We start from the raw sequence: 25,631 nt of genomic DNA on the forward strand, positions 1-25,631 counted from the left end.
TGGCGGAGAGATAGGGATTTGAACCCTAGATACGCTATTAACGTATGCCGGTTTTCAAGACCGGTGCTTTCAACCACTCAGCCATCTCTCCGTTGTTGGCGCGCATCTTAAGGGCTATTCATAAATATGTAAAGTACTTTTTTGAACTTTTGACAATTATTATAAAATACCGAGCTTAATAATATTGTTTTGGACGTCGCGCCAAGAAAGCACAGACAATGCTTACAAATACGATGCACAGAAACACAGCGCCAGAATCAATAGCAATATGGATCAGCTTTTCCCAACTGTTAAACTTTTCTGCCATTAACGGAATTACCGAAATAGATGCAACGACCATAAAAATCTTTAATGCTGCGAAAAAATCAAAACGCCGATTAAAGTTCATCCATGTGGTAATCAAAACAAGTAATAAAACAGGCGATGATAACGACACCCAAGCATTGCTAACATATATGAGCAAATAGTGGCAAATGATACACCCGAGTACACCCCATGTGATCCACACCCACCAATTTTCTCGTCGCTTTAGAAACAAATCTCCCATAACCTATCTTCTTATATTTATTCACAGGTAACAAACTAGGTACATCTATACTAAGAATTACTAGACTAACAAACACAGTTTAAAAAACAACCAGCATACGATGAATTATTTTGCTCATCAGTAGTAAGGTTTTTATTAGGGTTTAGTAATGAACATAGCTTTAAGAGAAATTACTTTTTGAACGGGAAAATACCTCGCTGATAATCATAGACTCCGCAAATAAAACAAAATTTAAGTAAAACCCCTCTATTCCATTAAAAACTTAATATATGGCAATTTTTCAAGTTGTTATATCTAAATCAGCTTGACTTCATAACGGCCATAACGATAATGCAAACCATTATCAGTTAACACCATATTTGGTACAAGCGTATGGACCGCATATTCCTTAACTGACTTCAGTTGCACCATTTATTGGTGTGGCATTCACTTGTTCTTCTGGATAGGATTTTATGGACAACTCAACTTTTCAATCTTCTATTAAGCGCCGTGGTACTCTCCGCTTGGCTCCTATTGCTATCGCGCTTGCTTCAGCTATAACGGGTACTCATGCCTTTGCCGAGACCGAATCAGATAGTAGTCAATCTGCAAATGAAATTGAACGCATCTATGTGACAGCGTCAACGGCAGGCAACTACTCTGACGCAGCGACCAAGTCTGCGACAAAGATGATTCTTTCTTTGAAAGAAACGCCGCAGTCGGTGTCGGTTATTACTCAGCAACAATTGGAAGACTGGAAATCAGTTAATATCAAGGACATTTTGCAACACACCACAGGGGTTTATGCCAGTACATCTCGCAGCCATGACCGTCCATTTTTCATGGCGCGTGGCGAGCGAGTCAACTTAGTTCAAGTTGATGGCGTTCAGCAATTTCCGGGTGGCCGCCGTTCAGATGTAAATGGTGACGCCATTGCCTACGAACGTGTCGAAATTTTGCGTGGTGCAAACGGTTTAATGACTGGTGTGGGCTCCCCTACAGCAACCATTAACTTAGTTCGCAAACGTGCTATTAGCAAAGAACTAGACGGTCATGTAGGTGTAACCACTGGACGCTGGAACAATAACCGTGTCGAGTTAGATGTTTCTACTCCACTTAGTAGTGACGGCAGTATTCGTGGCCGTGTTGCAGCAGCACACTATGATAGAGACTCTTTTGTAGACAGATATAGTCAGGAAAAAACTTCTGTTTATATGACAGCTGAAGCAGACTTAACAGAGTCTACACTTTTGCGTATCGGTTACGAGTATGCAGACACAGAGTCTTTGGGTGCAATGAATTCACACGCTGTTCCTTACTATTTCAGCGATGGCTCTTTGTTTAATGCTGACAGAAGTGATACGGGCCTTGCCGCGAAGTACAGCTCCTGGCCGCTTGAAGAAAATACTTATTTTGCAAGTATTAACCACGGTTTTGACAACGGGTGGCAGCTAAATACTATTGCAACGTATAACACCATTGAGATGGAAGGCGGCAACCTGTTCTTTGTGTGGACAGATGACTATTACAATCCAGACGGAACCAATACACTAGGGCACAGCTACAATTTTGTGATCAGTGACTCAAAAGACACGCAAAAGACATTTGATATTAACTTACAGGGTGGCTTCGAGTTTTTAGGTCGAGAGCATGACCTTATCGTCGGTTTTAATTTGTTTGATAGAGAGCGTGTTGGTTACAACAAAAAAGATGGTCAGCGCGATATCTCAATCGACAACATTAACTATTTCAAGTGGACAGGCGACGTACCGCGTTATTCATACACTAATTTAGGCACAGCTAACTACACCACAAATCATGATAGTAGCGGTATATATATAGCCACACGCCTTTCTCTTACTGATAATTTAAAGTCTATCATTGGTGTTCGACAAACCGATTGGGAAGTAGTTGAACATAGAACCAACCGCAAAACGGGTGAGTTTGCTCACAGCAAAGGCGGCAGCTATGAATTAAGCAACGAAATTACACCATATGCAGGCCTCATTTATGATGTGAACGACGAGTTCAGTATTTACGCAAGCTATACCGATGCATTCGAGCCTCAAAACAAATACGACAAAAATGATAACCTGCAAGATCCTGTAGTCGGCGACAGCATTGAAGCTGGTTTAAAGGCCGAAGTCGGGCTTTTAAACTTTTCTTTCGCAGTATTTGAAAGCAATAAAAACAATGTTGCACAAGATGACCCAACTCAAAAGCAGCTCACACCAAATGGTAATACAGCAACCATTCTTATCGATGGTGCCAGAACCAGAGGCTTTGAGTTAGAGCTCAGTGGTGAAATCTCTCCAGGGTTTAACATCTATTCAGGTTATTCATACGCTAAGACGGAAGATGAAACTGGTTACCCCCTGAATACCGAAGTACCAAAGCAACTATTTAACTTATACACAACATACGAACCAACTGAATTGATAGAAAATTTAACGGTTGGTTTAGGTGTCAACTGGAAAGACGGTTATTGGGTAAATAGTACCCGCCCTGCTGGCAATGGCGAATATTACGAAGCACCTTGGGGACCAATGCCTGTAGAGGTTAAAGAGCTTCGTACTCACGGCTCTATCGCATTATTTAATTTGATGGCCCGTTACGATGTAACCGACAACTTAAGCGTTTCACTTAATGTAGACAACCTGTTTGATAAGAAATACTACAACGCCATTTCTAAAAACCAAGGTTATGTCACGTGGGGTGAACCAAGGAATTGGAAGCTATCAGCAAGATATAACTTCTAAACCAATCTCTCTTTCTCTCTAACAAGCGAGCTGATCGGCTCGCTTTTTCGCACACACCAAATTTAACGCTAAAATCGCAACGCCGCCATGTAAATTTATTGTTACACCCAATTATTTGTTATTAATACTTATATTAACAATCTGTTTTAGAAACAAAGTGGTCAAACCTCTGTTTATTTATCCGTCAAATCTTGAAATCTAGGTGTATCTCAGATTATTCCTATATTAGCTCAATTCCGAGCTATTAAAGGAAACGATACATCATGAAAAAGGTTAATTTACTCCTGTCAGCGCTCACAATAATGACAGCTAATGCGTATGCTTCTCCACCTACAGATGTCCAACCAAATGTGGTTGGTGGTATAGAAACGCCAGCTTACTCAAGACCATATCAAGTTGCTCTGCTTATGAATGGCCGCCAAGGGTGCGGCGGAACACTGATCAGCCCAAATTGGGTATTAACAGCCGCCCACTGCCTCGATAGCGCTTCGACTTCGAGCTTAACCGTACGTGTCGGCGCACACTCAATCAGTCGTGGTGACGGTCAATCCATCAGAGTATCTCAGATTATAAACCATGAGCGTTGGCGCGGTGCAAATGGTATCCGCTCGGGCTACGACATTGCTCTTCTAAAACTAGCCTCACCTGCATCGAATCAGTATACACCGGCAAAACTACCAACTGCCGCCATTGAATCTCAATATGCAAATGTCGGCGATTATGTCACTGTCTCTGGTTGGGGTCTTACCTCAAACCGAGGCAGACCGAGCGATGTATTGCGAGAAGCAGACCTACCGGTGATCAGCAATAGTAGCTGTAGCTCATTGCTAAACTTCTCTATTCCAGGTTCGGTGATTTGTGGTGGTGGCGAAGGCGGTCGCTCTGCCTGTAATGGCGACAGTGGCGGCCCATATGCGGTGCGTGTAGGTAGTGACTTCTACAGTATTGGAACAGTCAGCTGGGGGATTGGTTGCCAAGGGGCAACTGCTTTTACGCGTACTACTAGCTATATAGACTGGATAAAACAAAAAACCGGGATTGGCGAAGACAACCCGCCAGTAGCAGATTTCTTATACGCAGTGAATGGAACTTCAGTCAATTTTACTAGCAAATCGACCGATGACAATGGCATCTCTGGTTTCGATTGGCAATTTGGTCAAGGAAACGCCTCTTCATCGTTAGAAAATCCAAGCCATGATTATAATTCAGAAGGTAGCTTTAACGTTACTTTGACAGTAACTGATACCAAGGGACAAACCGATAGTATTTCAAAACTCGTTACTGTAGGCAAACCGACTGATTGCGCCGCGCAATGGCAAGCAACACAGAATTACTCACCTGGTGATAAAGTGACATTTAATGGTGTGGTCTATGAAGCAATTTGGTGGTCACAAGGTGCGCAGCCTGATCTATATAGCAATGTATGGAAATCCAGTGGCAAATGTGATGGTTCAACAGGCCCGCTGCCTGTTGCTGATTTCACCATAGTAAAAAACAATCTAACCGTCTCGCTACAAAATCAAAGTACAGGGGCAGTTTCATACTCATGGGACTTCGGTGATGGCGCTACTAGTAGTCTACAATCACCAACACATACGTACGCAGTAAAAGGTCAGTACACTATCACTTTAGTTGCAAAAAATAACAAGGGTGAATCAGCAACGTCCAGCAAGCTTGTAACAGTTGGAGAAGTTACAGGTGGGTGTGGTGGTTTACCAACATGGTCTGCCGATGCTGTCTACCTAAAAGGTGACCGAGTTGCACACAATAATGCTATCTATGAAGCCAATTGGTGGGTACAAGGAGAAAACCCGGCTAATTCAGGTAACTGGGGTCCATGGACATATATCCAACCATGCAATTAACAAACTGATAGTAAAATGTAAATTTTACTTTTAAAGCCATTCAGTCCCATGTAATCTTGTAGGAAAAATTAGTCATACAGAGAGCATGGGACTTAATCAACAAGATAGAACAGAACTCACCCGGTTAGGTGAAAGGATCCAAAAAACCTTTAATGCAGTAAAAGATACGTTACCCGATCATGCACAAACAATTGGCGGATTTACAAAGCACCTAGATTATAACCGCTCAAATAGCCAACGGTTTTTCTCCGCATGTAAAGCCAACAGTGGTTTGCAAGTGCTCGTTGAGTTGCCTGGTATCCACGCTCTAAAACTGCTATCACAAAAGCTCTCCCCTGAAATATCCCACTCGCTAATGAGCCAAGTAAATCAAGTTGTCACTTTGTTTATTCAGTGCATTGAAAATAATGCGAAAAGTCATGCAGACTTAAAACGTCGTATTCTTGCGCCATTGCACCAAATAGATAACGGTGACGAAAACACTAACCACAAAGCCCAATTATATAAAGCGGCACAAGCACTTCTAAAATTTAGTGTTGAAGAAATATTTTGCGTCTATATTTTGCGTAAAAATCAGAACGATCCAAGATATTTACAAGAAGTCGCACTTATTAGTAAATCCGGTATAAACCGACAAGTTGGTGCAGTACCTTTCGTGCAATTTTACACCCACCCTCACCCAGAGCACTTTAAAGGTCCCATCACCATTACGCGCTCTAGTACTTTGCAAACAAACGAGTTCACCCTTGGTGTCTCTAAAGAATATTCAAGCACTGGGTTTATAGAGGCTTTCAGTACTTATTCACCTAGCAATTCTGGACTGGTATTTGACCCTTTACCTAGCAATAATTGTAACGTCACATTTGTGTTTAATAACCCCGACGAAGTAGTCAACCCGTTACATCAAAACAGCCCTTGCAGTTCCACAAGTCTATCGATTAAAAACCCAGCGAAAAAGCTCACTATGCTTGTTTTACTTGAAAAGCAAATAGATAAATGTAGTACCGTAAACATTGGCTGCTATCACAGCAACCAAAAAGTAGAGGAAGGTAAACTCAAGGCCAGTGACTTATGGACAGAGCGCTTTCCTGAGTTTCCCGAGCTTAAAATTACGTCTTTAGAAGAGCGCTTCGCGCACAGTCAATTGCAACCAGCTCAAAAAGAAAAGCTGCGCTATTTGCTTGACGTCAGTGACACCAATACAAACGACTTTATCTGTTATGCAACAGAAGTAGATTATCCTATTTGGTCAAGTACCTATAGAATATACTTCGAGCATCAGTGATCACAGCTTGTCCAAGTTGCTTAGAAGGTCTGAAGCATGCTTCAATATTTCGGCCTGTTGCTCAGGTGGCTTTTTACGCCATGTCGCGTAGACCATTCGGTTACGAGGATTAGCAGAAAACGTCTGTTCATGCTCGTTCATAAAGTGCCAATAGAGCGAGTTAAGTGGGCAAGCATTCTGTCCGGTAATAGATTTAATGTCGTAGTGGCAATTGGAACAGTAATCGCTCATTTTGTTGATGTAGTTACCGCTGGCTGCATATGCTTTAGAGCCAACAATTCCACCATCTGCAAACTGGCTCATACCACGAGTGTTTGGCATTTCTACCCATTCAATCGCATCAATATATACGCCCAGATACCACGCATCAACTTGAGATGGTTCGATACCAGCTATCAAACAAAAATTACCTGTCACCATTAAGCGCTGAATATGATGAGCATAGGCATAATCGAGGGACTGTTTAACAGCATGTTTTTGACAATTCATTTTGGTTTCTCCATGCCAAAACCAAACTGGTAAGTCTCGCTTTGCTTCAAGCGTATTTAATTGTCCATATCGCGGCATATTGAGCCAATAAATACCGCGTACAAACTCTCGCCAGCCAACAATTTGCCTAATAAAACCTTCCACTTGTGCAATATCTATTTCATCTTCATGTTGATGAAAATAAGCTATAGCAGTATCTACAACAAATTTTGGACTGATAATTTTGCTATTCATAGCAAATGACAGTCTAGAGTGGTACAGACTCCATTGTTTTTTTACATACATATCGTCAGCTTTGCACGTCATGGCATCTTGAAAAAAACCAAATTTACTTAATTGCGTTTCACAAAAAGAAACAAGAAGCGCCTTAGCTTGTTGTCTATTAATAGGCCACAGACATTTTGCTTCATAGGTACCAAAGGTGCTGACCTGATGCTTTTGTAATCTAGCAAACACATCACTCACATCATTTGCGAACACCAAAGGTTCTGGGATGTGGGATAAGTCTTTTTGCTTCAACTTATTACGGTTATTAGTATCAAAATTCCACTCTCCTCCCACAGGCTGTCCATTGTCCATGAGAATATTAAACCTAACCCGCATTTTTCGATAAAAAGCTTCTAACCGATGCTTTTTTCCAGCGCAGAAATAGGTCGCTAATTCACTATCGGATAAATAAAAGTGCTCTGTTTCATAACCTCGAGTACTCAATTTACTGTGTGCACAAAATTCACTAAGCTGTATGCGGAGCCGATACTCATCAGGCAGCTGATATTCAAAAGTCTCTATCGCATATTTTTCAAAAAGTGTATCTAATAACGTAGGTAAATCCTCATGAGGCTGAGTGTCATCTAGTGTTAAATGGACAACATGATGACCCGCTTTTTGAAGCGCAAGCGAGAATGCCTTCATTGCTGCAAAAAATGCACAAACTTTCTGGATATGGTGTTTTACATAATTTGTCTCTTGGTGCAACTCTGCTATCACGTACAAGGTGTTATCGTTTATACACTTGTACCATGAATGACTGGCATTGAGTTGATCGCCCAATATAAGTCGTAGCGTTTGGTAAGTTTTAGCCATGGTTTTTTAACTCTCTTTAACGCGGCTCAAAGCACAGCGTTTCGAACAATATTTCACATTCGGCCAATCCCTTGCCCACTTTTTGCGCCAGGAAAACGAACGCTTGCATACAGGGCAGGTTTTCGTAGGTAAGTTCAGTTTTTTGTGCATCACCCTTCCCTTACATGCGTCGCCAAAATACGTTTTGACTCTCTTTTAACGTCTTCTCGATTTTTCCAGTGCCATAACAAGGCTTGTGCTTTGGTATAACTTTCTTGTAAATTTATTATCGGTAACGGGTAATCAACACCAATCTCAATGCCGTACATCAATTGCTCCATGTCCGTTAAACCCCAAGGCAAATGCACCAAAGGTGCTGGAATATTGTCAAGCTCCGGCACCCATTTTTTGACAAATATGCCCTCGGGATCTTTTTCTTCACCCTGTTTAACAGGGTTATAGATCCGTATCGTATTTATCCCGGTTACACCGGCTTGCATTTGAAACTGACTGTAGTGTATCCCCGGTTCAAAATCTAAAAATAACTTTGCCAAATGCGCGACCCCAACTCGCCAATCTAGCTCTAAGTGGTGACATAAAAAACTCACTAACATGGCTCGCATTCTAAAGTTTAAGTATCCCGTTTTTATTAAGCATCGCATGCAAGCATCAACCATGGGTATGCCTGTAGTTCCTGTTTCCCAAGCACGAAGCCTCTCGGAGGCTTCATCACCATCAATCCTAGGCATGCATTCATATGCGCGGTTAACACATCTAAACTCCATCTCGCATTCACTCTCAAACTTCTGAATGAAGTGACAGTGCCAATGTAGCCTTGATGCAAAAGCCACAAGCGAGCGCCGCCATTGTGGCTTTTTCCAATTAGCCAAAACTGACTGGTATACCTGTTTCAAGCTCACATTTCCCCAAGCAAGGTGAGCTGAAAGCCTAGAACAATGTTTATGCGACTTCTCAGGGCTCGACAAAGAAAAAGCATACTCTTTTCCCCGACTGCCAAAAAAAGAGTCGATCGTAAGCCAAGCTTGAGTTTCTCCGCCGCTTTGAAAGTCAGCTGCATCGCTTTCATATTTAAAACGTGCTATGTCAACATGCCTATCGAATAGGTTACTAGCTGAAAACCAGTTAACCTGGCTACAATTAACGTCGAATAGCGGGCCACGCATGACTTGTTGCCAATGCTTGTCCCAGCAAGCTCGTGCTTTCAGTCCTCTGATCACCGCCCCTTGAGGAAATTCGCGCCAAGTAATATCGCGTTCATCGCACCACTGTGAGACTTGCTTATCTCTATCATATGTAAAACCAACTCCAATCTCCTGATGAGAATACAAGCCATCTATACCCACCTCTTGGTTGATCTGCTCTAGCACTTCAAGGATCTCTCCATAAGCGCAATATAAACTTTCGGACGGGATATTGTGTGCGATGTCTTCCAAAGATTGTGCAATAAATCTAAGATGACGACGTGAGGTATGCTTATCTTTTACCGCGCTTGGCTCAAAGCAATAAAACAGTAGTATCGGTTTGCCCGATTGGCTGGCCTCATACAATGCTGCATGATCCTTAAGACGCAAGTCTCTCTTTAACCACACTAGGTTAACGCCCATTTTCGGCTCTCATAACTGGCCAATCTACCATATCAACGCTTTCGAAACTTGGCTTTGATCCACAGAGCCATTTCTTTTGAAATGACCCGTCTTGATCATACATCTGAGTTTGTTTTTCGATATTGAAATGCCTACCGCCTCTGGGGTCATCGCCAACACCTGCAATGTACTGCCAATTCCCCCAATTTGAAGCAACATCATAGTCAATCAGTTGCTGTTGGAAATACGCTGCGCCATAACGCCAATCTACTTGAAGCTCGTTGACCAAACAGCTAGCAACTATTTGACGACCTCGATTAGACATGAACCCAGTCTCATTTAACTCTTTCATACAGGCGTTCACGAGCGGATACTGAGTTGTGCCGCAACACCAACTTTTAAATCGCTGTGGGTAATAGCTTGTCAAAGGCCGCCCCCCCTGCGAGCCTGTAAACTTAAACAACATAGCACCTTTTAGCATAGCTTTATGATGGAAGAAATCTCGCCACATCAACTCAAAGCGTATCCAATAAGTCGATTCATTTGCTCCATTCTCTTTTTCATACTGAGTTAAATGGTTAATTATTTGCCTTGGCGAGAGATTGCCAACGCTAAGATAAGGGCTAAATTTAGTTGAATTGTATTTTCCATCTAGCGTATTTCGGGTCTGTTTATATATAGAAGCAGCGGGCTTTAAAAAATATTCTTCAAGGTGGTTTTGCGCTGCTCGCTCCCCCCCTAAAAAATGGCTCAGGTCTGTTGAGTTTGTGCTTTCTAGCTGATAGTTTTTTGAATTAAATGCTTTTAAATTTAGGGGAAATGGCAATGTATCTGCAAAAACATCTTCTGACGACTCAGAGATAGCCAGTTTGTCCGCTTTTTTTCTAAATTTCGAAAAAGAGCCTCTTAAGTCTTGGTCATTTACCTGCTGAGGGCCAAACAACAAGTTGTTGTGCTGATGTATAAAGCGTACACCCCCATTATCGGATTTAATATCTCTCAGCAATACCTGTTCATAATAACCAGCTCCTGCATGACAGCCCACTATGTCTATATCTGCTTGTGAGATTACTTGATTTAATACTTCTCTTGAGTTCCCTTTAAACACTTGTAACTCATACCCCAATTGTTGCAACTGCTCAGCTAAATCAATTAGGCTGTCTTTTATAAACTGCTGCCGCTTTGGGCCGAGGTGGACATGACTATAGTTGGTAGGCTCAAAAAGTGCTTGGTCAAACACATAAATAAAAAGGATGTTTTTACACGCATATAGAGTGGAATTTAATGTAAGGTTATCTTGAAGCCTTAGATCATCGGTAAACCAATATAGTGCATTATTCATGACGCGTTAGTACTCTGCCCATAAAATCAATATTTGACAGAGATATACGTATCAACAAGGAGATTAGATTTACATACTTGTTAGAGATTGCGAGGAAAAGGGTTAAGGCTATAGACGGCCTTAACCAAAAGTCTTATGTTGTTTAAGCAATGCTCAGGTTGATCTCTCGAAGCGCCTGCGCAGGATTTTCTGCTTTAGTAATTGGTCTGCCAATAACCAAATAATCACTGCCTGCGGCAATTGCTTTTGCAGGCGTCATAATACGCTTTTGATCACCTGCATCACTGCCTGCTGGCCTAATACCTGGCGTGACCAACTTAAACTCGTTACCTAGCTCAGCCTTGAGAGATTCAGCTTCTTGAGCAGAACAAACAACGCCATCTAATCCCGACTCTTTAGCAAGCTTTGCTAGATAAAGCACTTGCTCTTGCGGTGTTTTATCAATTCCAAGCTTATCCAGCTGAGCTTGATCCATACTGGTCAGCACGGTTACGGCGATAAGTAATGGCGCTTTTTCACCATATTTGTTCAAAGCTTCTTTCGCTTTACTCATCATTTCAGTGCCACCACTTGCATGCACGTTAACCATCCATACGCCCAACTCTGCAGCCGCAGTCACAGCCTTGGCAACCGTATTCGGAATGTCGTGGAACTTCAGGTCTAGAAATACGTCAAATCCAAGATCTACCAGCTTTTTAACAAACTGAGGTCCAAAATAAGTAAACATCTCCTTACCTACTTTTAGTCTACACTCGTTTGGAGAAAGCTGAGACACAAACGCTAACGCTGCATTTTCGTCATCATAATCCAATGCAATTAGCACTTTTTTCAGTTCAATATTTGACATAATTACCTTAATTTTCTTTTAAAAGAATCACATACAATATTAATATCCATCTAAACCTCGACTTGGTACAACTGACTCCCATGTCTTACAAGATGGGCATAACCAGTATAGTTTATGGCTCGTAAAGCCACATTTATTGCACTGATAGTCAGGTTTTGTGGATATATAAGATGTCACTAGATGATCTATCTCTTCTAGCACATCTTGCATTTTTACATTTTTGGAACTCAATAACTGTAGTAAATAGCTGAAGCCTCTAATTGAGGGTTCTCTTTTCAAGCTATCAGTCAAAAACTCTATCGCTTCGGCTACTCTTCCTGATTCAACCAACCCCTGACAGTGTTTTATTTTTATTGTGACACCAGCGTTAGGTAGTAGCTCTTCAATCAACCCATAAAAATCATCTGAAATATTTAAGGATACATAGCAAGATTGAAGATCATGAATAACAAGAGGTGCAATTTGTGGAAACTCTGAGGTTAATTTTCGCCAATAATAAATGGCTTTAACATTGTCTTGGCGCCCATGCGCATCCAAACCTAGTTCATAAAGCGGCCTGATCGCCTGATGATTAAGTTTGGTTGCCCTTTCTAAATATTGGGTATCATTAGACTCAAGGGCAACTTCACAATAAAAGTTTGCTATCGCAGCGCAGCTTGCCTTATCGCTAAAAAGTTCTGAATACGCCTCATACATATTCACGCCTTTTTGCCAGTCCCTTGTTTGCGAGTAAAGCTGAATAGTCGGTTCCAAGGCTTCTTCAAAACCCGCTTTAACCAAAACAACTAAATTTGATTCAGCTCCGTCTAACAAGCCCGCCATTATATAATCTTTTGCGAGTTCAAGCCGACATGACTTTACCAGCTCAATGTCTAAATTGGGCTGTTCAATAAGAAGTTCATGGATTTTAATTGCTCTATCCAGTTCACCGCGTTTTCTAAATAGCGTAGCTAAGGTGAGATAGTGCTCGACGGAGTCTGCGGATACTTCTAATAATTCAATTAAATGCTCAAGACCCTGATCTTCTTCTCTGTCGAGCAAGAATTTCAGGCCTTTACTATATTCGGATGTGATTTTTCTATTTTGCTCATGTGCTAAGTTTTTAGCACTGTTCTTCCCCATTACATAACCGTAAGCGGCAGCAACAGGAAGCAGCAAGAACAAAAGCTCGATCATGGCTGGCTTTGATCTTTATTCAATAATAAGTTGTTTGTTTTATGTAACTGACTATTCTTTCGTTTTAACCTTACTATTGAGCCTAAGTTAAACAAAACACCAAGAATTATACCTGTAAATAGACATAAGCTCAGTAGTGTCGCTAACGGCATTTCGGCACTTGCAACGATAAAGTTTACTTCAACAACATTCGGATTTTGTGTGCCTACTACAAACGCCACTAAAAGCAACACCAAAAGTAGTCCCTTTTTTACAACTCGAACCAAACTAGGTACTCCAATTACCCTTCGAGACTGGCGTTAACGCGATCTCTTAATTCTTTACCAGGCTTAAAATGTGGCACGTACTTACCGTCTAGTTCAACCGTTTCGCCTGTTTTAGGGTTGCGACCAGTTCTTGGTGAGCGATAGTGCAGAGAGAAACTGCCAAAGCCACGGATTTCAATTCTATCAGAGCCAGATAGTGAACCCGCCATTTGTTCTAAAACTTCTTTTACTGCATTTTCTACGTCTTTTACAGGAACATGTGCATGCTGTTCAGCAAGTTTTTCTATTAATTCAGACTTTGTCATAACGTTTCCTTTAAATAAAAAAAGAAGGGCTAAAGTGCCCTTCTTGATTAGACTTAAAAATTAGTCTTTTTGAGCATTTTTGAAAGCTGCTGCCATTGCATTTTCGAATGCTGGCTCTTCTTTCTTCAGCTTCTCTAGCGCTTCTTTCTCTTCAGCTTCGAAGATAGCTTTAACTGATAGGCTGATCGCACGGTTCTTACGGTCAACACCAACAAATTTAGCTTCAATTTCGTCACCTGCAGAAACAACAGAAGTTGCATCTTCAACGCGCTCTTGAGCGATGTCAGCTACACGGATGTAACCTTCAACACCTTCAATAAGCTCTACAGTTGCGCCTTTCGCGTCAACTTCAGTCACTTTACCTTTAACAATAGCACCTTTTTTGTTTGCGTCTAGGTAGTTATTGAAAGGATCTGCTTCGATTTGCTTAACGCCTAGTGAGATACGCTCACGCTCTGGGTCAACTTGAAGAACGATTGCAGTGATCTCGTCGCCTTTCTTGTACTCACGTACAGCTTCTTCACCTGGAGTGTTCCAAGAGATGTCAGAAAGGTGTACAAGACCGTCGATGCCGCCGTCAAGACCGATGAAGATACCGAAGTCAGTGATTGACTTGATCTTACCAGTAACTTGGTCGCCTTTGTTCTGTAGACGAGCAAATTCCTGCCAAGGGTTAGCTTTACACTGCTTAAGACCAAGAGAAATACGACGACGCTCTTCGTCAATTTCAAGAACCATTACTTCAACAGTATCACCTAGTGAAACAACTTTTGAAGGGTGGATGTTCTTGTTAGTCCAGTCCATTTCAGAAACGTGTACTAGACCTTCAACGCCTTCTTCGATCTCAACGAAACAACCGTAATCAGTTAGGTTAGTTACGCGACCAGTAAGCTTAGCGCCTTCTGGGTAACGACCAGCGATTGCTGCCCAAGGATCTTCGCCAAGTTGCTTAAGACCTAGAGAAACACGAGTCTTCTCTTTGTCGAATTTAAGTACTTTAACAGCGATTTCGTCACCAACATTTACGATCTCAGATGGGTGCTTAACACGCTTCCAAGCCATATCAGTGATGTGAAGTAGACCGTCAACACCGCCTAGATCTACGAATGCACCGTAGTCTGTAAGGTTCTTAACGATACCTTTAACTTCTTGACCTTCAACAAGGTTAGCAAGAAGTTCTTCACGCTCTTGTGAGTTCTCAGATTCGATAACTGCACGGCGAGAAACAACAACGTTGTTACGCTTCTGGTCAAGCTTGATTACTTTGAACTCAAGCTCTTTACCTTCAAGGTGAGCAGTGTCACGTACAGGACGAACATCAACAAGTGAACCAGGTAGGAAAGCACGGATTGAATCAACTTCAACAGTGAAACCACCTTTAACTTTACCGTTGATAACACCGATAACAGTCTCTTGGTCTTCACATGCTTTCTCAAGACGGATCCAAGCTTCGTGACGCTTCGCTTTCTCACGAGAAAGGATAGTTTCACCGAAACCGTCTTCGATTGCGTCTAGTGCTACGTCTACTTCGTCGCCTACAGCAACTTCTAGTTCACCAGCAGCATTTTTGAATTGCTCTGCAGGGATTGCACTTTCAGACTTAAGGCCAGCATCAACAAGAACGATGTTGTTCTCGATTGAGATAACAGTACCTTTAACGATAGAGCCTTGCTCTGCTTCAAAACCCTTTAGGCTTTCTTCAAATAACTGCGCAAAATTTTCTGACATACTAAATACGTCTCATATATAAATGTACCAATAAGCAACCATGCTGCATGGGGTAGTTAAAAAAACACCGGCAGCCTTGCCAGTGCTATGAAAAATTAGCTAACTTTTGGAAGTTTACCTGCCAATACAGCTTCATCAACAAGTTTAAGTACTTGCTGGTACACTTGGTCGGCATCTAAAGTCGTGGTATCAATATGAATAGCATCATCAGCTGGCACTAGCGGCGCCACCTTTCTATTCATATCTCGCTCATCACGTGCTTTAATATCTTCTAAAAGGCCCTCAATTGTAACATCAAGGCCTTTTTCCTTCAACTCATTAAAGCGTCTCTTAGCTCGTTCTTCGGCACTCGCTGTGAGATAAATTTTTAATTCAGCTGATGGAAAAACAACGGTACCCATATCTCGGCCATCTGCGATAAGGCCGTTTTCTGTTCTGAACGCACGCTGCCTGCGAAGGAGCGCTTCCCTAACGCGTGGAAGCATTGCAATTTTAGAAGCTGTGGCACCTACTTCTTCATTTCGAATAGTGTTCGTTACATCTTCACCTTCTAGTACGATTTTAGACTTCTTTGACGCACTATCAATCACAAATTGGACATCCAGATTCGCAGCCAGTGGCACAAGCGCTTCTTCATTATCCAGAGCGATTTGATGATGTAACACTGCAATAGATAACACGCGATAAATTGCGCCACTATCTAATACATCCCAATTTAGTTTCTCAGCCAACAAGCGACAAACAGTCCCTTTGCCAGAACCGCTGGGGCCGTCTACGGTGATTACGGGCATTGCAGCCTGCATTAAAACCTCCTGAAATGCACACCTTATATAAATCGGCGCCCATTATACGCAAGTTTGCTGAATAGATCCTTATCAACATGTAACTTTTTGTTCTATTGTCGGATTTGTATCTTTTATAGGTATGAGAGCGTGTAAGAAACACGCTCTTTTTGCAGAAATATTAGTGATGTGAAATTGATGCCAATACGTCAAAGTAGGTCGGGAAAGTTTTAGCAGTACAACCTGGGTCGTTAATGGTAACGGGTTGCCCACCCACAGACACCATCGAAAAGCACATTGCGATTCGATGATCGTTATAAGTGTCGATCTCAGCAAGTTTAAACTCTTCTGGAGGCGTAATTTCAATAAAATCCTCGCCTTCAACAACTTCAGCGCCGACTTTACGAAGTTCTGTGGCCATGGCATACAATCGGTCAGTTTCTTTAACTCGCCAGTTGTAAATATTGCGAATGGCAGTTTTACCTTCTGCAAATAATGCCACTGTCGCAAGTGTCATTGCCGCATCTGGGATCGCATTTGCATCAATATCCACCCCTATTAACTGGCCCTTTTTGACAATAAGCTTCTCGTCAAACCATTCAATTTTTGCACCCACTTGTTCCATGACTTTTGCGAAGCCAATATCACCTTGTACACTCGATTTACCAACGCCATTGATCTCGATTTCACCACCGGCAATAGCAGCAGCTGCAACAAAGTAAGAAGCAGACGACGCATCGCCTTCAACCATTATACTTTTAGGCGATGTATAACCTTGCTGTCCTTTGACATAAAAAATTTGGTAGTCATCGTGCTCAACGACCACACCGAATTGCTTCATAACACCAAGCGTAATATCAATATATGGCTTAGAGACCAACTCTCCAGAGATTTTAATTTCACTGTCTCCGTCAAATATCGGCGCAGCCATCAACAAAGCAGTTAAAAATTGACTTGAGATACTACCGTCAATTTCAACTGTTCCGCCTTGCAGCTTTTTGCCTGTGATCTCTAGTGGTGGGTAGTGCTCATTTTTAAGATAAGTAACATCAGCTCCTAGTGCATCCAAAGCATCTACAAGGTGACCAATTGGGCGCTCTTCCATTCTCGGCTCACCCGTAAGCGTGAACTTACCTTGTGTCGCCGCCAAAACCGCTGTTAAAGGTCGAAATGCAGTGCCTGCGTTACCTAAAAATAAAGGTTCAGATGGCGTTTTAAACTGTCCGCCATTACCGTGCACCAGTGCAACCGTTTTGTCGTCGTTTAGTTCGACTTTAACACCCATGACGTCAAGTGCTGCGAGCATATGACGAATATCGTCACTATCCAGTAGATTTCGCACCTCAGTGACGCCGTCACACAAGGCTGCGAGCAACAAAATACGGTTTGATAAACTTTTTGAGCCAGGTAATGTAACTGAACCAGACACTTTCTTAATTGGTTTTAAAGGTAACTGTTCCATCAACTATGCTCCTTGGCAAACTTTTCCATAAATGCAATAAGTGCTTCAATACCTTCTTTTGGCATAGCGTTGTAGATGCTTGCACGCATACCACCTACAAATCTGTGGCCTTCAAGTGCCATTAAGCCGTTTTGTTCAGCTTGCTGTAGGAAGCTGTCATTTAATGCATCATCTTTTAACCAAAATGGGACGTTCATCAATGAACGACAAGACTCTGCCACTTTGTTGTAGTAAAAATCAGAGCTATCAATATAGTCGTATAGAAGCGCTGCTTTTTCCTTATTATGTTTCTCCATCGCAGGCACACCGCCTATAGACTCAAGATACTTAAATACTTCGGCAGCTAAATACCAAGCATAAGTTGGGGGTGTGTTGTACATGCTATTTTGCTTTGCTTCGATGGCATAATCTAAAATTGCAGGCTTTGGCAGGCCTTCTCTTTCTAATAACGTCTTGCGAATAATTGCGATACTTAAACCAGAAGGACCAATATTTTTTTGTGCACCAGCATAAATCAAATCAAAGTCATCTACGTTGATTTCGCGAGAGAGAATCATTGAAGACATATCGGCAACAATCGGCGCTGTAGGATGTTTAGGCACTTCAAATATTTCGATACCATCGATGGTTTCATTCGGGCAATAATGAATAAATGATGCGTTTTGTGGTAGTGACCATTCTGAAACTGGTAAAATATCAAATTGACCATCTTTGTCGGTGCGAATATCAACTGATTCTACTTGTGTAAATTTAGCGCCCTCTTTGGTCGCACCCACAGACCAAATACCATTTTCTACATACACGCCTGGCGCACTATCTAAATGCAGATTCAAAGGTACAGCAGAGAAGTGCCCTCTACCACCACCATGCATAAATAGCACTTCAAATTCATCCGAGATATTCATTAATCTTCTCAGGCTCGCTTCACATTCTTCTGCCAGTTTTAAAAATGGCTTTGAACGGTGGCTGATCTCCATAACAGATACGCCCAACCCCTGCCAGTTAATGAACTCAGCTTGCGCTTTCTCCATGACGGCGGGTGGCAACATAGCAGGACCTGCACAAAAGTTATAAACAGTCATATTTTCCTCATTCCAAATAAGACGTATCGCTCAAACAACACAAATAAAGTTTGTACAACGCGACACGGAAATAAAATTTTCAATCTATGAATTTACATCAAATACGGAGTCAGATAAAACAAAATTCTGGACTAAATCATCTTGGTTGGTTGAATTTTTTTAATAAAAAAGCGGCCTAAGCCGCTTTTGTATTATTCAGAATCTTGTTCTGGTGCACTTGGTGGTGCTTCTTCGCCAGTTGCATCATCTACAACTGCATCATCAATGTCATCTACTTCAATTTCTTCGATGCGCTGAAGCCCAACAACTTGTTCGTCTTCTATAGTACGGATCAAAATAACACCTTGCGTGTTACGACCGACTGTAGAGACTTCATTTACGCGTGTTCTAACCAAAGTACCACGGTTAGAGATAAGCATAATCTCATTGTTATCTTCTACTTGTACTGCACCAACCACGTTACCATTACGTTCAGTTACTTTGATCGATACAACACCTTGTGTTGCACGACTCTTAGCAGGGTACTCGTCAAGTGGTGTGCGCTTACCATAACCATTTTCTGTTACAGTCAAAATTGCACCATCATTTTTCGGCACAATTAAAGATACAACTTTCACGCCATCAGGCATCTTGATGCCGCGAACACCTGTCGCAGTACGACCCATTGGACGCAAGGCTAACATTTCTTCACCCGTTTCAGGGTCAAGTTTCACTTCACCAGTCTCAGAATCGCGTAACTTTTCATTGAAACGCACAACCTTACCGTGATCAGTAAATAGCATGATGTCATTACTGCCATCAGTGATATCTGCACCAATTAGGTTATCACCTTCATTAAGGTTGATTGCAATGATACCACTTGCACGTTGTCGACTGTACGCAGTCAATGGTGTCTTCTTAACTGTACCATTTGCCGTTGCCATCAAGACATATTTGTCTTCTTCGTACTCTCGAACTGGAAGAATTGTTGTAATTCGCTCGTCAGCTTCCAATGGCAATAAGTTTACTATCGGCTTACCACGTGCTTGACGTGACGCCAATGGTAATTGATAAACTTTTAGCCAATATAGTCGGCCAGCTGTCGAGAAGCACAATATCGTGTCATGGGTATTGGCAACAAGTAGACGCTCGATAAAGTCTTCATCTTTCATCTTAGTTGCCGCTTTACCTTTACCACCACGGCGCTGCGCTTCGTAGTCTGATAATGGCTGGTATTTTACATACCCTTCGTGTGAAAGCGTTACTACAACGTCTTCTTCATTAATCAGGTCTTCTAAGCTGATGTCATGAGCTGCTGCTGTGATTTCTGTCCGGCGTTCATCGCCATATACTTCTTTAATTTCAACCAATTCGTCACGGATTACTTCCATTAGACGCTCTGGTGAAGAAAGAATAAATAGTAGCTCTGCAATCACATCAAGAAGCTCTTGGTACTCACCTAAGATCTTCTCATGCTCTAGACCGGTTAGCTTATGTAAACGTAAGTCTAGAATTGCTTGTGCCTGTTGCTCGGATAGGTAGTACTGACCATCTCTAATACCAAGTTCATCCGCTAACCAGTCAGGTCTAGCAACATTTTGCTCGCCAGCACGCTCTAACATTGGTGCTACTGAACCTAGCTCCCATGCGCGTGAAGTTAACGCAGCCTTAGCCTCTGATGGAGTTGGTGACTTTCGAATAAGTTCGATAATAGGATCTATATTCGCAAGGGCGATTGCCAAGCCTTCAAGTGTATGTGCTCTGTCTCTAGCTTTACGCAAGTCAAATACAGTACGACGTGTGACAACTTCGCGGCGGTGGATAACAAACGCCTCTAGCATTTCTTTCAAGTTGAAACACTTAGGCTGGTTATTGTCTAGCGCAACCATGTTCATACCGAACACAGTTTGAAGCTGCGTTTGAGCGTATAGGTTATTTAATACAACCTCACCCACTTCTCCACGCTTGATCTCAATGACGATACGCATTCCGTCTTTATCAGACTCATCACGTAACGCACTGATGCCTTCGACTTTTTTATCTTTTACTAACTCGGCAATTTTTTCAATAAGGCGAGCTTTGTTAACCTGATAAGGGATCTCATGGACAATAATTGTTTCTTTGCCCGTTTTTTCGTCCGTCTCAATTTCAGCACGAGCACGGATGTAAACTTTACCACGACCCGTTTTATAAGCTTGCTCAATCCCTTTTTTACCACTAATGATTGCCGCTGTTGGGAAATCTGGGCCTGGGATATATTCCATTAGCTCTTCAATGGTGAGATCTGGGTTTTGAATAATAGCCAAACAGCCATTGATAACTTCAGTTAGATTGTGTGGCGGAATATTTGTCGCCATACCAACTGCGATACCTGATGAACCATTTACCAATAGGTTTGGAACCTTGGTCGGTAATACATCAGGAATTTGCTCAGTGCCATCGTAGTTTGGCACATAATCAACAGTTTCTTTCTCTAAGTCAGCAAGTAGTTCGTGAGACATTTTAGCCATACGTACTTCGGTATAACGCATTGCCGCAGCTGAGTCACCATCTACAGAACCGAAGTTACCTTGACCGTCTACCAACATATAGCGCAACGAAAACGGCTGAGCCATACGTACGATAGTATCGTATACCGCACTATCACCATGAGGGTGGTATTTACCGATGACGTCACCGACTACACGAGCTGATTTTTTATAAGGTTTATTCCAGTCATTACGTAGCTCGTTCATTGCGAAAAGTACACGACGGTGAACTGGTTTTAGTCCGTCACGTACGTCTGGCAATGCACGCCCTACAATTACGCTCATCGCGTAATCTAGGTATGAATTTTTCAATTCATCTTCAATATTGACCGGGAGGATTTCATTGGCGAGATCAGTCATTTGATACCACTTTCCTTCAGAGTCTTGCCCTTTTGTGTCAAACTATTAGCAACAAAGGGTTAAGTTATTATTTATTCGGCTGCCGATAGTAACACAGTTAAATTCAATTTGCAGTCGTAAAATGTCTGGTATTTTTATAAATAGCCAATACAATGCGCCCAGATAAACGAGGAAGCTTTTTATGACCGAACATCAAAATGTAGATCACCAAGAAATCGCAAAATTTGAAGAAATCGCCGAGCGATGGTGGGATACCGAGGGAGAATTTAAACCGCTACATGACATCAACCCATTGAGATTGGACTTTATTAATGACAAAAGCACAGGCTTGTTTTCTAAAAAAGTACTAGATGTCGGTTGCGGAGGTGGGATCCTGACAGAAAGCATGGCAAAGCTTGGGGCACAAGCCACTGGCATTGATATGGGTCAAGAGCCATTAAACGTTGCCAAGTTGCACAGTCTTGAAAGCGGCGTAGATGTGGACTACCAGAAGATCCCTGCCGAAGTATTTGCACAGCAGCATACAGAAGAGTTTGATGTAGTTACTTGTATGGAAATGCTTGAACACGTGCCTGACCCAGCTGCGATTATTGGCGCCGTTGCACAGGCAGCAAAACCAGGTGCCAGTGTCTTTTTCTCTACGTTAAATAAAACACACAAAGCCTACTTACTTGCAGTGGTCGCGGCCGAAAAAGTATTAAAAATGGTTCCTGAAGGTACGCATGATCACAACAAATTCATTCGACCGTCGACGCTAATTGGCTGGGCCGAAGAACATGGTTTAAAAGTGCGTAATGCAGCTGGTATCAGTTATAACCCATTTACTAAGACATTTACGCTTACTAAAGACGTCAGTGTTAACTACCTACTTCACTTTGAGAAATTAGCATGACCAAAGCCGTTCTGTTCGATTTAGATGGTACGCTATTAGATACCAGTGACGACCTCGGGGCTGCGTTAAATCACGTGCTCAAAGAGCACGGATTACCGACTTTACCCAAAAATGAATATAGTCCGGCAATCTCTAATGGGGTAAAAGCCCTGTTAGAAGTAGGCTTTAAAGACAAGTTGGTCGACTACGACTTTGCCTCATTAAGGAAGCAAGTTTTAGACTATTATGAACAAAATATTTCTGTTCACAGCCATTGCTTTGACGGTATTACCGATATGCTAAAATCGCTCTATGCGCAAGATATCGCTGTTGGTATAGTAACAAACAAGCCTGAGTTTTTGACTTTCCCACTTCTTGCAAAAATAGATGCATTAAAAGATATTAAAGCAGTTGTGTGTGGAGATACGTTAAAAGTCGCCAAACCCCACCCTGAACCACTGCTATATGCTGCTAAAAAACTTGGTGTTACGGCAACACAGTGTACTTATGTAGGTGATGCACAACGTGATATCGAAGCAGCTAAAGCAGCAAAGATGCGCTCAGTCACAGCTTTATGGGGGTTCATTCCTTCTCTTGACGAAGCACTTTCCTGGCAAGCCGAGTTAAACTTAAAGCAACCAAATGAGTTAATTTCGCACATATAGTGAAAAATTTAAATTTGAGACACTACATATTGTGTCTTACACTTAGTTGGGCAATAAATTGAACATAAAAAAATCATTCAGTTTTTTTGTTAAAAAAAGACAAAAATTGCCGAACTAACGTTGATTTTTTTACGCACGCAGACTTCGTGGATAACAGAAGGTTAGTAAACACTAACACGCTAATTTTATCCCAATGTTATCCACAATTTGAGTGAAGTTGTTCTATTGCAAAATACAAATAACCACACTATCTTGTGATGCACTTTCAAATAGGCACCATATCTAGTGGTGATTTCCTAGCCAATATAAGAATTTGGGAATACAGGCATAGCTTATGAACCAACAATTATCTGTCAGTAAAAGAAACGGTCGTAAAGAGCCGCTTGATTTAGATAAAATCCATCGTGTGATAACTTGGGCTGCCGAAGGCCTAGACAATGTTTCAGTCTCTCAAGTGGAATTGAAGTCTCATATCCAATTTTACGATGGGATCCGTACTGAAGATATCCATGAAACAATCATTAAAGCAGCTGCTGATTTAATTTCAAAAGATACGCCAGATTATCAATATCTAGCAGCACGTCTTGCAGTGTTCCATTTAAGAAAGAAAGCTTACGGTCAATTTGAGCCACCACATTTATATGATCATGTAGCCAAGTTGGTTGAAGATAAGCGCTACGACGAACACCTATTGAAAGACTACACCCGCGAAGAGCTTCACGAATTAAATGAGTATCTCGACCACAGCCGTGATATGACATTCAGTTACGCAGCGGTTAAACAACTTGAAGGTAAATACTTGGTACAAAACCGAGTAACTGGTGAGATTTATGAGAGCGCGCAGTTTCTATACATGCTAGTTGCAGCAAGCCTATTCTCAGATTATGAAAAAGAGACTCGTCTAGACTATATTAAGCGTTTTTACGATGCAGTTTCACAATTCAAAATTTCATTGCCAACGCCTATCATGGCAGGTGTGCGTACACCAACGCGTCAGTTTAGCTCATGTGTACTAATCGAATGTGATGATAGCTTAGATTCAATCAACGCGACCTCTTCTGCAATCGTAAAGTATGTGAGTCAGCGAGCTGGTATTGGTGTTAATGCCGGTCGTATTCGTGCACTAGGTAGCCCTATTCGCAACGGTGAAGCTTTCCATACTGGCTGTATTCCATTCTACAAGCACTTCCAAACAGCCGTTAAAAGCTGTTCACAAGGCGGTGTGCGTGGTGGTGCTGCGACCCTTTTCTACCCATTGTGGCATTTAGAAGTAGAAAACCTACTTGTTCTGAAAAATAACCGTGGTGTTGAAGAAAACCGTGTTCGCCATTTAGACTATGGTGTGCAATTCAACAAAACAATGTACACGCGTCTACTAAAAGACGACTACATTACCCTATTCAGCCCTTCTGATACACCGGGGTTGTATGATGCATTCTTCGAAGATCAAGCACTATTCGAAGAGCTATACCTAAAGTATGAGCAAGACGAATCTATTCGTAAAAAACGCATCAAAGCGATTGAGCTGTTTTCAATGTTCGCACAAGAGCGTGCAAGTACAGGTCGTATTTACTTACAGAATGTTGACCACTGTAATACACACAGCCCGTTTGACTCAAAAGTTGCGCCAATCCGTCAATCAAACTTATGTTTAGAAATAGCACTTCCGACTAAGCCTCTAAACAATGTAAATGATGCAGAAGGCGAAATCGCACTTTGTACCTTGTCTGCATTTAACTTAGGCGCGATTAACGATCTTTCAGAGCTTGAAGAACTCGCTGAGCTAGCGGTACGTGCACTTGATAACCTGCTTGATTTCCAAGATTACCCAGTACCAGCAGCTCACACTGCAACAATGGGACGTCGTACGCTAGGTATTGGTGTTATCAACTTCGCTTACTACCTTGCTAAAAATGGTAAAAAGTACTCAGACGGCAGCGCAAATGGCCTGACACACAAAACATTTGAAGCAATACAGTATTACTTAATGAAAGCTTCAAACGAACTTGCAAAAGAGCGCGGTGCTTGTCCTAAGTTCAATGAAACGACGTATTCACAAGGTATTATGCCAATCGATACATACAAAAAAGACATCGATGCAATTTGTGATGAGCCGTTACACCTTGATTGGGATTCGCTAAGAGCAAGTATCCAAGAGTATGGTATGAGAAACTCTACGCTATCAGCATTGATGCCTTCAGAGACCTCTTCTCAAATCTCTAACGCAACGAATGGTATTGAACCACCTCGAGGCCATATCAGCGTAAAAGCAAGTAAAGATGGTATCTTAAAGCAAGTTGTACCTGAGTACGAAAAGCTTAAAGACCAATATGAATTGCTATGGGATATCCCTTCAAATGATGGCTACCTTGGTCTAGTTGGTATTATGCAAAAGTTTGTCGACCAAACTATTTCTGCAAATACAAACTATGATCCAACTAAGTTTGACGGCGGTAAGGTGCCAATGAAGTTGTTGCTAAAAGACTTACTAACAGCATACAAGCTTGGTGTAAAAACTCTTTACTACCACAATACTCGCGATGGTGCAGCCGATGCACAAGATGAGTTAAAGCCTGAGCCAGAAGATGATGGCTGCGAAGGCGGCGCTTGTAAGATTTAACAAGCTTTAAAATAATAAAAGCCCAGTT

General features: G+C 41.9%; 20 protein-coding genes and 1 tRNA gene. 7 read left to right on the forward strand and 14 right to left on the reverse strand.

The window, feature by feature from the left end; all coding sequences use genetic code 11:
* Positions 1-91 (reverse strand) — tRNA-Ser (locus N483_RS11465).
* 127 nt (positions 92-218) lie between these two features.
* Here N483_RS11465 and N483_RS27265 point away from each other — a divergent pair.
* The 4 genes from N483_RS27265 to N483_RS11485 all read left to right on the forward strand — a co-directional run bounded on the left by N483_RS27265 (position 219) and on the right by N483_RS11485 (position 6,435).
* Positions 219-467 carry a hypothetical protein gene (locus tag N483_RS27265; protein ID WP_036977248.1) on the forward strand — a complete coding sequence of 83 codons (249 nt, stop codon included), beginning with the start codon at positions 219-221 and terminating at the stop codon, positions 465-467.
* Between the two features lie 532 nt (positions 468-999).
* The gene (locus N483_RS11475; protein ID WP_023401713.1) at positions 1,000-3,285 is read left to right on the forward strand and encodes a TonB-dependent siderophore receptor; all 2,286 of its coding nucleotides are present in this window, start codon (positions 1,000-1,002) and stop codon (positions 3,283-3,285) included.
* 263 nt (positions 3,286-3,548) lie between these two features.
* Positions 3,549-5,150: a trypsin-like serine protease gene (locus N483_RS11480; protein ID WP_023401712.1), complete on the forward strand. Its 1,602-nt coding sequence runs from the start codon at positions 3,549-3,551 to the stop codon at positions 5,148-5,150.
* Between the two features lie 85 nt (positions 5,151-5,235).
* A complete protein-coding gene (locus N483_RS11485) occupies positions 5,236-6,435 on the forward strand; it encodes a hypothetical protein (protein ID WP_023401711.1) in 1,200 nt (399 codons plus the stop codon).
* Here the strand turns inward: N483_RS11485 and N483_RS11490 are convergent, their stop codons facing one another.
* The 13 genes from N483_RS11490 to gyrA all read right to left on the reverse strand — a co-directional run bounded on the left by N483_RS11490 (position 6,436) and on the right by gyrA (position 21,447).
* Positions 6,436-8,007: a cryptochrome/photolyase family protein gene (locus tag N483_RS11490; RefSeq protein ID WP_023401710.1), complete on the reverse strand. Its 1,572-nt coding sequence runs from the start codon at positions 8,005-8,007 to the stop codon at positions 6,436-6,438. It abuts the gene before it with no gap.
* A 6-nt stretch (positions 8,008-8,013) separates the two neighbouring features.
* Positions 8,014-8,157, reverse strand: a complete 144-nt coding sequence (locus N483_RS26670) for a DUF2256 domain-containing protein (RefSeq protein WP_275446948.1) — start codon at positions 8,155-8,157, stop codon at positions 8,014-8,016.
* On the reverse strand, positions 8,157-9,611 hold the full coding sequence (locus N483_RS11495; RefSeq protein ID WP_023401709.1) for a cryptochrome/deoxyribodipyrimidine photo-lyase family protein: 1,455 nt from the start codon (positions 9,609-9,611) through the stop codon (positions 8,157-8,159). Before N483_RS11495 ends, N483_RS26670 begins: the two co-directional genes overlap by 1 nt.
* Positions 9,601-10,932 carry a DASH family cryptochrome gene (locus N483_RS11500; RefSeq protein ID WP_023401708.1) on the reverse strand — a complete coding sequence of 444 codons (1,332 nt, stop codon included), beginning with the start codon at positions 10,930-10,932 and terminating at the stop codon, positions 9,601-9,603. Before N483_RS11500 ends, N483_RS11495 begins: the two co-directional genes overlap by 11 nt.
* A gap of 142 nt (positions 10,933-11,074) precedes the next feature.
* On the reverse strand, positions 11,075-11,779 hold the full coding sequence (gene pyrF / locus N483_RS11505) for an orotidine-5'-phosphate decarboxylase (RefSeq protein ID WP_023401707.1): 705 nt from the start codon (positions 11,777-11,779) through the stop codon (positions 11,075-11,077).
* A gap of 39 nt (positions 11,780-11,818) precedes the next feature.
* Positions 11,819-12,955: a lipopolysaccharide assembly protein LapB gene (locus tag N483_RS11510; protein WP_023401706.1), complete on the reverse strand. Its 1,137-nt coding sequence runs from the start codon at positions 12,953-12,955 to the stop codon at positions 11,819-11,821.
* Positions 12,952-13,188 (reverse strand): LapA family protein, encoded by a 237-nt coding sequence (locus tag N483_RS27490; protein WP_331245862.1) that lies wholly within the window; start codon positions 13,186-13,188, stop codon positions 12,952-12,954. The genes N483_RS11510 and N483_RS27490 overlap by 4 nt, the downstream gene beginning before the upstream one ends.
* Before the next feature lie 47 nt (positions 13,189-13,235).
* The gene (ihfB, locus tag N483_RS11520; RefSeq protein WP_023401704.1) at positions 13,236-13,526 is read right to left on the reverse strand and encodes an integration host factor subunit beta; all 291 of its coding nucleotides are present in this window, start codon (positions 13,524-13,526) and stop codon (positions 13,236-13,238) included.
* Between the two features lie 60 nt (positions 13,527-13,586).
* The gene (gene rpsA / locus N483_RS11525; RefSeq protein WP_023401703.1) at positions 13,587-15,254 is read right to left on the reverse strand and encodes a 30S ribosomal protein S1; all 1,668 of its coding nucleotides are present in this window, start codon (positions 15,252-15,254) and stop codon (positions 13,587-13,589) included.
* 95 nt (positions 15,255-15,349) lie between these two features.
* On the reverse strand, positions 15,350-16,057 hold the full coding sequence (gene cmk, locus N483_RS11530; protein ID WP_023401702.1) for a (d)CMP kinase: 708 nt from the start codon (positions 16,055-16,057) through the stop codon (positions 15,350-15,352).
* A 160-nt stretch (positions 16,058-16,217) separates the two neighbouring features.
* The gene (aroA, locus tag N483_RS11535; protein ID WP_023401701.1) at positions 16,218-17,498 is read right to left on the reverse strand and encodes a 3-phosphoshikimate 1-carboxyvinyltransferase; all 1,281 of its coding nucleotides are present in this window, start codon (positions 17,496-17,498) and stop codon (positions 16,218-16,220) included.
* On the reverse strand, positions 17,498-18,580 hold the full coding sequence (serC, locus tag N483_RS11540; RefSeq protein ID WP_063383347.1) for a 3-phosphoserine/phosphohydroxythreonine transaminase: 1,083 nt from the start codon (positions 18,578-18,580) through the stop codon (positions 17,498-17,500). Before serC ends, aroA begins: the two co-directional genes overlap by 1 nt.
* A gap of 191 nt (positions 18,581-18,771) precedes the next feature.
* Positions 18,772-21,447 (reverse strand): DNA gyrase subunit A, encoded by a 2,676-nt coding sequence (gyrA, locus tag N483_RS11545; protein WP_023401698.1) that lies wholly within the window; start codon positions 21,445-21,447, stop codon positions 18,772-18,774.
* 181 nt (positions 21,448-21,628) lie between these two features.
* On the opposite strand from gyrA, the gene ubiG reads away from it, so the two are divergent.
* The 3 genes from ubiG to nrdA all read left to right on the forward strand — a co-directional run bounded on the left by ubiG (position 21,629) and on the right by nrdA (position 25,603).
* Positions 21,629-22,339: a bifunctional 2-polyprenyl-6-hydroxyphenol methylase/3-demethylubiquinol 3-O-methyltransferase UbiG gene (ubiG, locus tag N483_RS11550; protein ID WP_023401697.1), complete on the forward strand. Its 711-nt coding sequence runs from the start codon at positions 21,629-21,631 to the stop codon at positions 22,337-22,339.
* Positions 22,336-22,983: an HAD family hydrolase gene (locus tag N483_RS11555; protein ID WP_023401696.1), complete on the forward strand. Its 648-nt coding sequence runs from the start codon at positions 22,336-22,338 to the stop codon at positions 22,981-22,983. Before ubiG ends, N483_RS11555 begins: the two co-directional genes overlap by 4 nt.
* A gap of 334 nt (positions 22,984-23,317) precedes the next feature.
* Positions 23,318-25,603, forward strand: coding sequence for a class 1a ribonucleoside-diphosphate reductase subunit alpha (gene nrdA / locus N483_RS11560; RefSeq protein WP_023401695.1), 2,286 nt, complete (start codon positions 23,318-23,320; stop codon positions 25,601-25,603).
* Positions 25,604-25,631: the final 28 nt, after the last annotated feature.

This window comes from Pseudoalteromonas luteoviolacea NCIMB 1944 (assembly GCF_001625565.1).
In the GTDB taxonomy this organism is placed as follows: domain Bacteria; phylum Pseudomonadota; class Gammaproteobacteria; order Enterobacterales; family Alteromonadaceae; genus Pseudoalteromonas; species Pseudoalteromonas luteoviolacea_F.

Coding starts and splice junctions, on each gene's coding strand:
- N483_RS27265 (WP_036977248.1), top strand. CDS start 219: ATGCTTACAAATACGATGCACAGAAACACAGCGCCAGAATCAATAGCA.
- N483_RS11475 (WP_023401713.1), top strand. CDS start 1,000: ATGGACAACTCAACTTTTCAATCTTCTATTAAGCGCCGTGGTACTCTC.
- N483_RS11480 (WP_023401712.1), top strand. CDS start 3,549: ATGAAAAAGGTTAATTTACTCCTGTCAGCGCTCACAATAATGACAGCT.
- N483_RS11485 (WP_023401711.1), top strand. CDS start 5,236: ATGGGACTTAATCAACAAGATAGAACAGAACTCACCCGGTTAGGTGAA.
- N483_RS11490 (WP_023401710.1), bottom strand. CDS start 8,007: ATGGCTAAAACTTACCAAACGCTACGACTTATATTGGGCGATCAACTC.
- N483_RS26670 (WP_275446948.1), bottom strand. CDS start 8,157: ATGCACAAAAAACTGAACTTACCTACGAAAACCTGCCCTGTATGCAAG.
- N483_RS11495 (WP_023401709.1), bottom strand. CDS start 9,611: ATGGGCGTTAACCTAGTGTGGTTAAAGAGAGACTTGCGTCTTAAGGAT.
- N483_RS11500 (WP_023401708.1), bottom strand. CDS start 10,932: ATGAATAATGCACTATATTGGTTTACCGATGATCTAAGGCTTCAAGAT.
- pyrF (WP_023401707.1), bottom strand. CDS start 11,779: ATGTCAAATATTGAACTGAAAAAAGTGCTAATTGCATTGGATTATGAT.
- N483_RS11510 (WP_023401706.1), bottom strand. CDS start 12,955: ATGATCGAGCTTTTGTTCTTGCTGCTTCCTGTTGCTGCCGCTTACGGT.
- ihfB (WP_023401704.1), bottom strand. CDS start 13,526: ATGACAAAGTCTGAATTAATAGAAAAACTTGCTGAACAGCATGCACAT.
- rpsA (WP_023401703.1), bottom strand. CDS start 15,254: ATGTCAGAAAATTTTGCGCAGTTATTTGAAGAAAGCCTAAAGGGTTTT.
- cmk (WP_023401702.1), bottom strand. CDS start 16,057: ATGCAGGCTGCAATGCCCGTAATCACCGTAGACGGCCCCAGCGGTTCT.
- aroA (WP_023401701.1), bottom strand. CDS start 17,498: ATGGAACAGTTACCTTTAAAACCAATTAAGAAAGTGTCTGGTTCAGTT.
- serC (WP_063383347.1), bottom strand. CDS start 18,580: ATGACTGTTTATAACTTTTGTGCAGGTCCTGCTATGTTGCCACCCGCC.
- gyrA (WP_023401698.1), bottom strand. CDS start 21,447: ATGACTGATCTCGCCAATGAAATCCTCCCGGTCAATATTGAAGATGAA.
- ubiG (WP_023401697.1), top strand. CDS start 21,629: ATGACCGAACATCAAAATGTAGATCACCAAGAAATCGCAAAATTTGAA.
- N483_RS11555 (WP_023401696.1), top strand. CDS start 22,336: ATGACCAAAGCCGTTCTGTTCGATTTAGATGGTACGCTATTAGATACC.
- nrdA (WP_023401695.1), top strand. CDS start 23,318: ATGAACCAACAATTATCTGTCAGTAAAAGAAACGGTCGTAAAGAGCCG.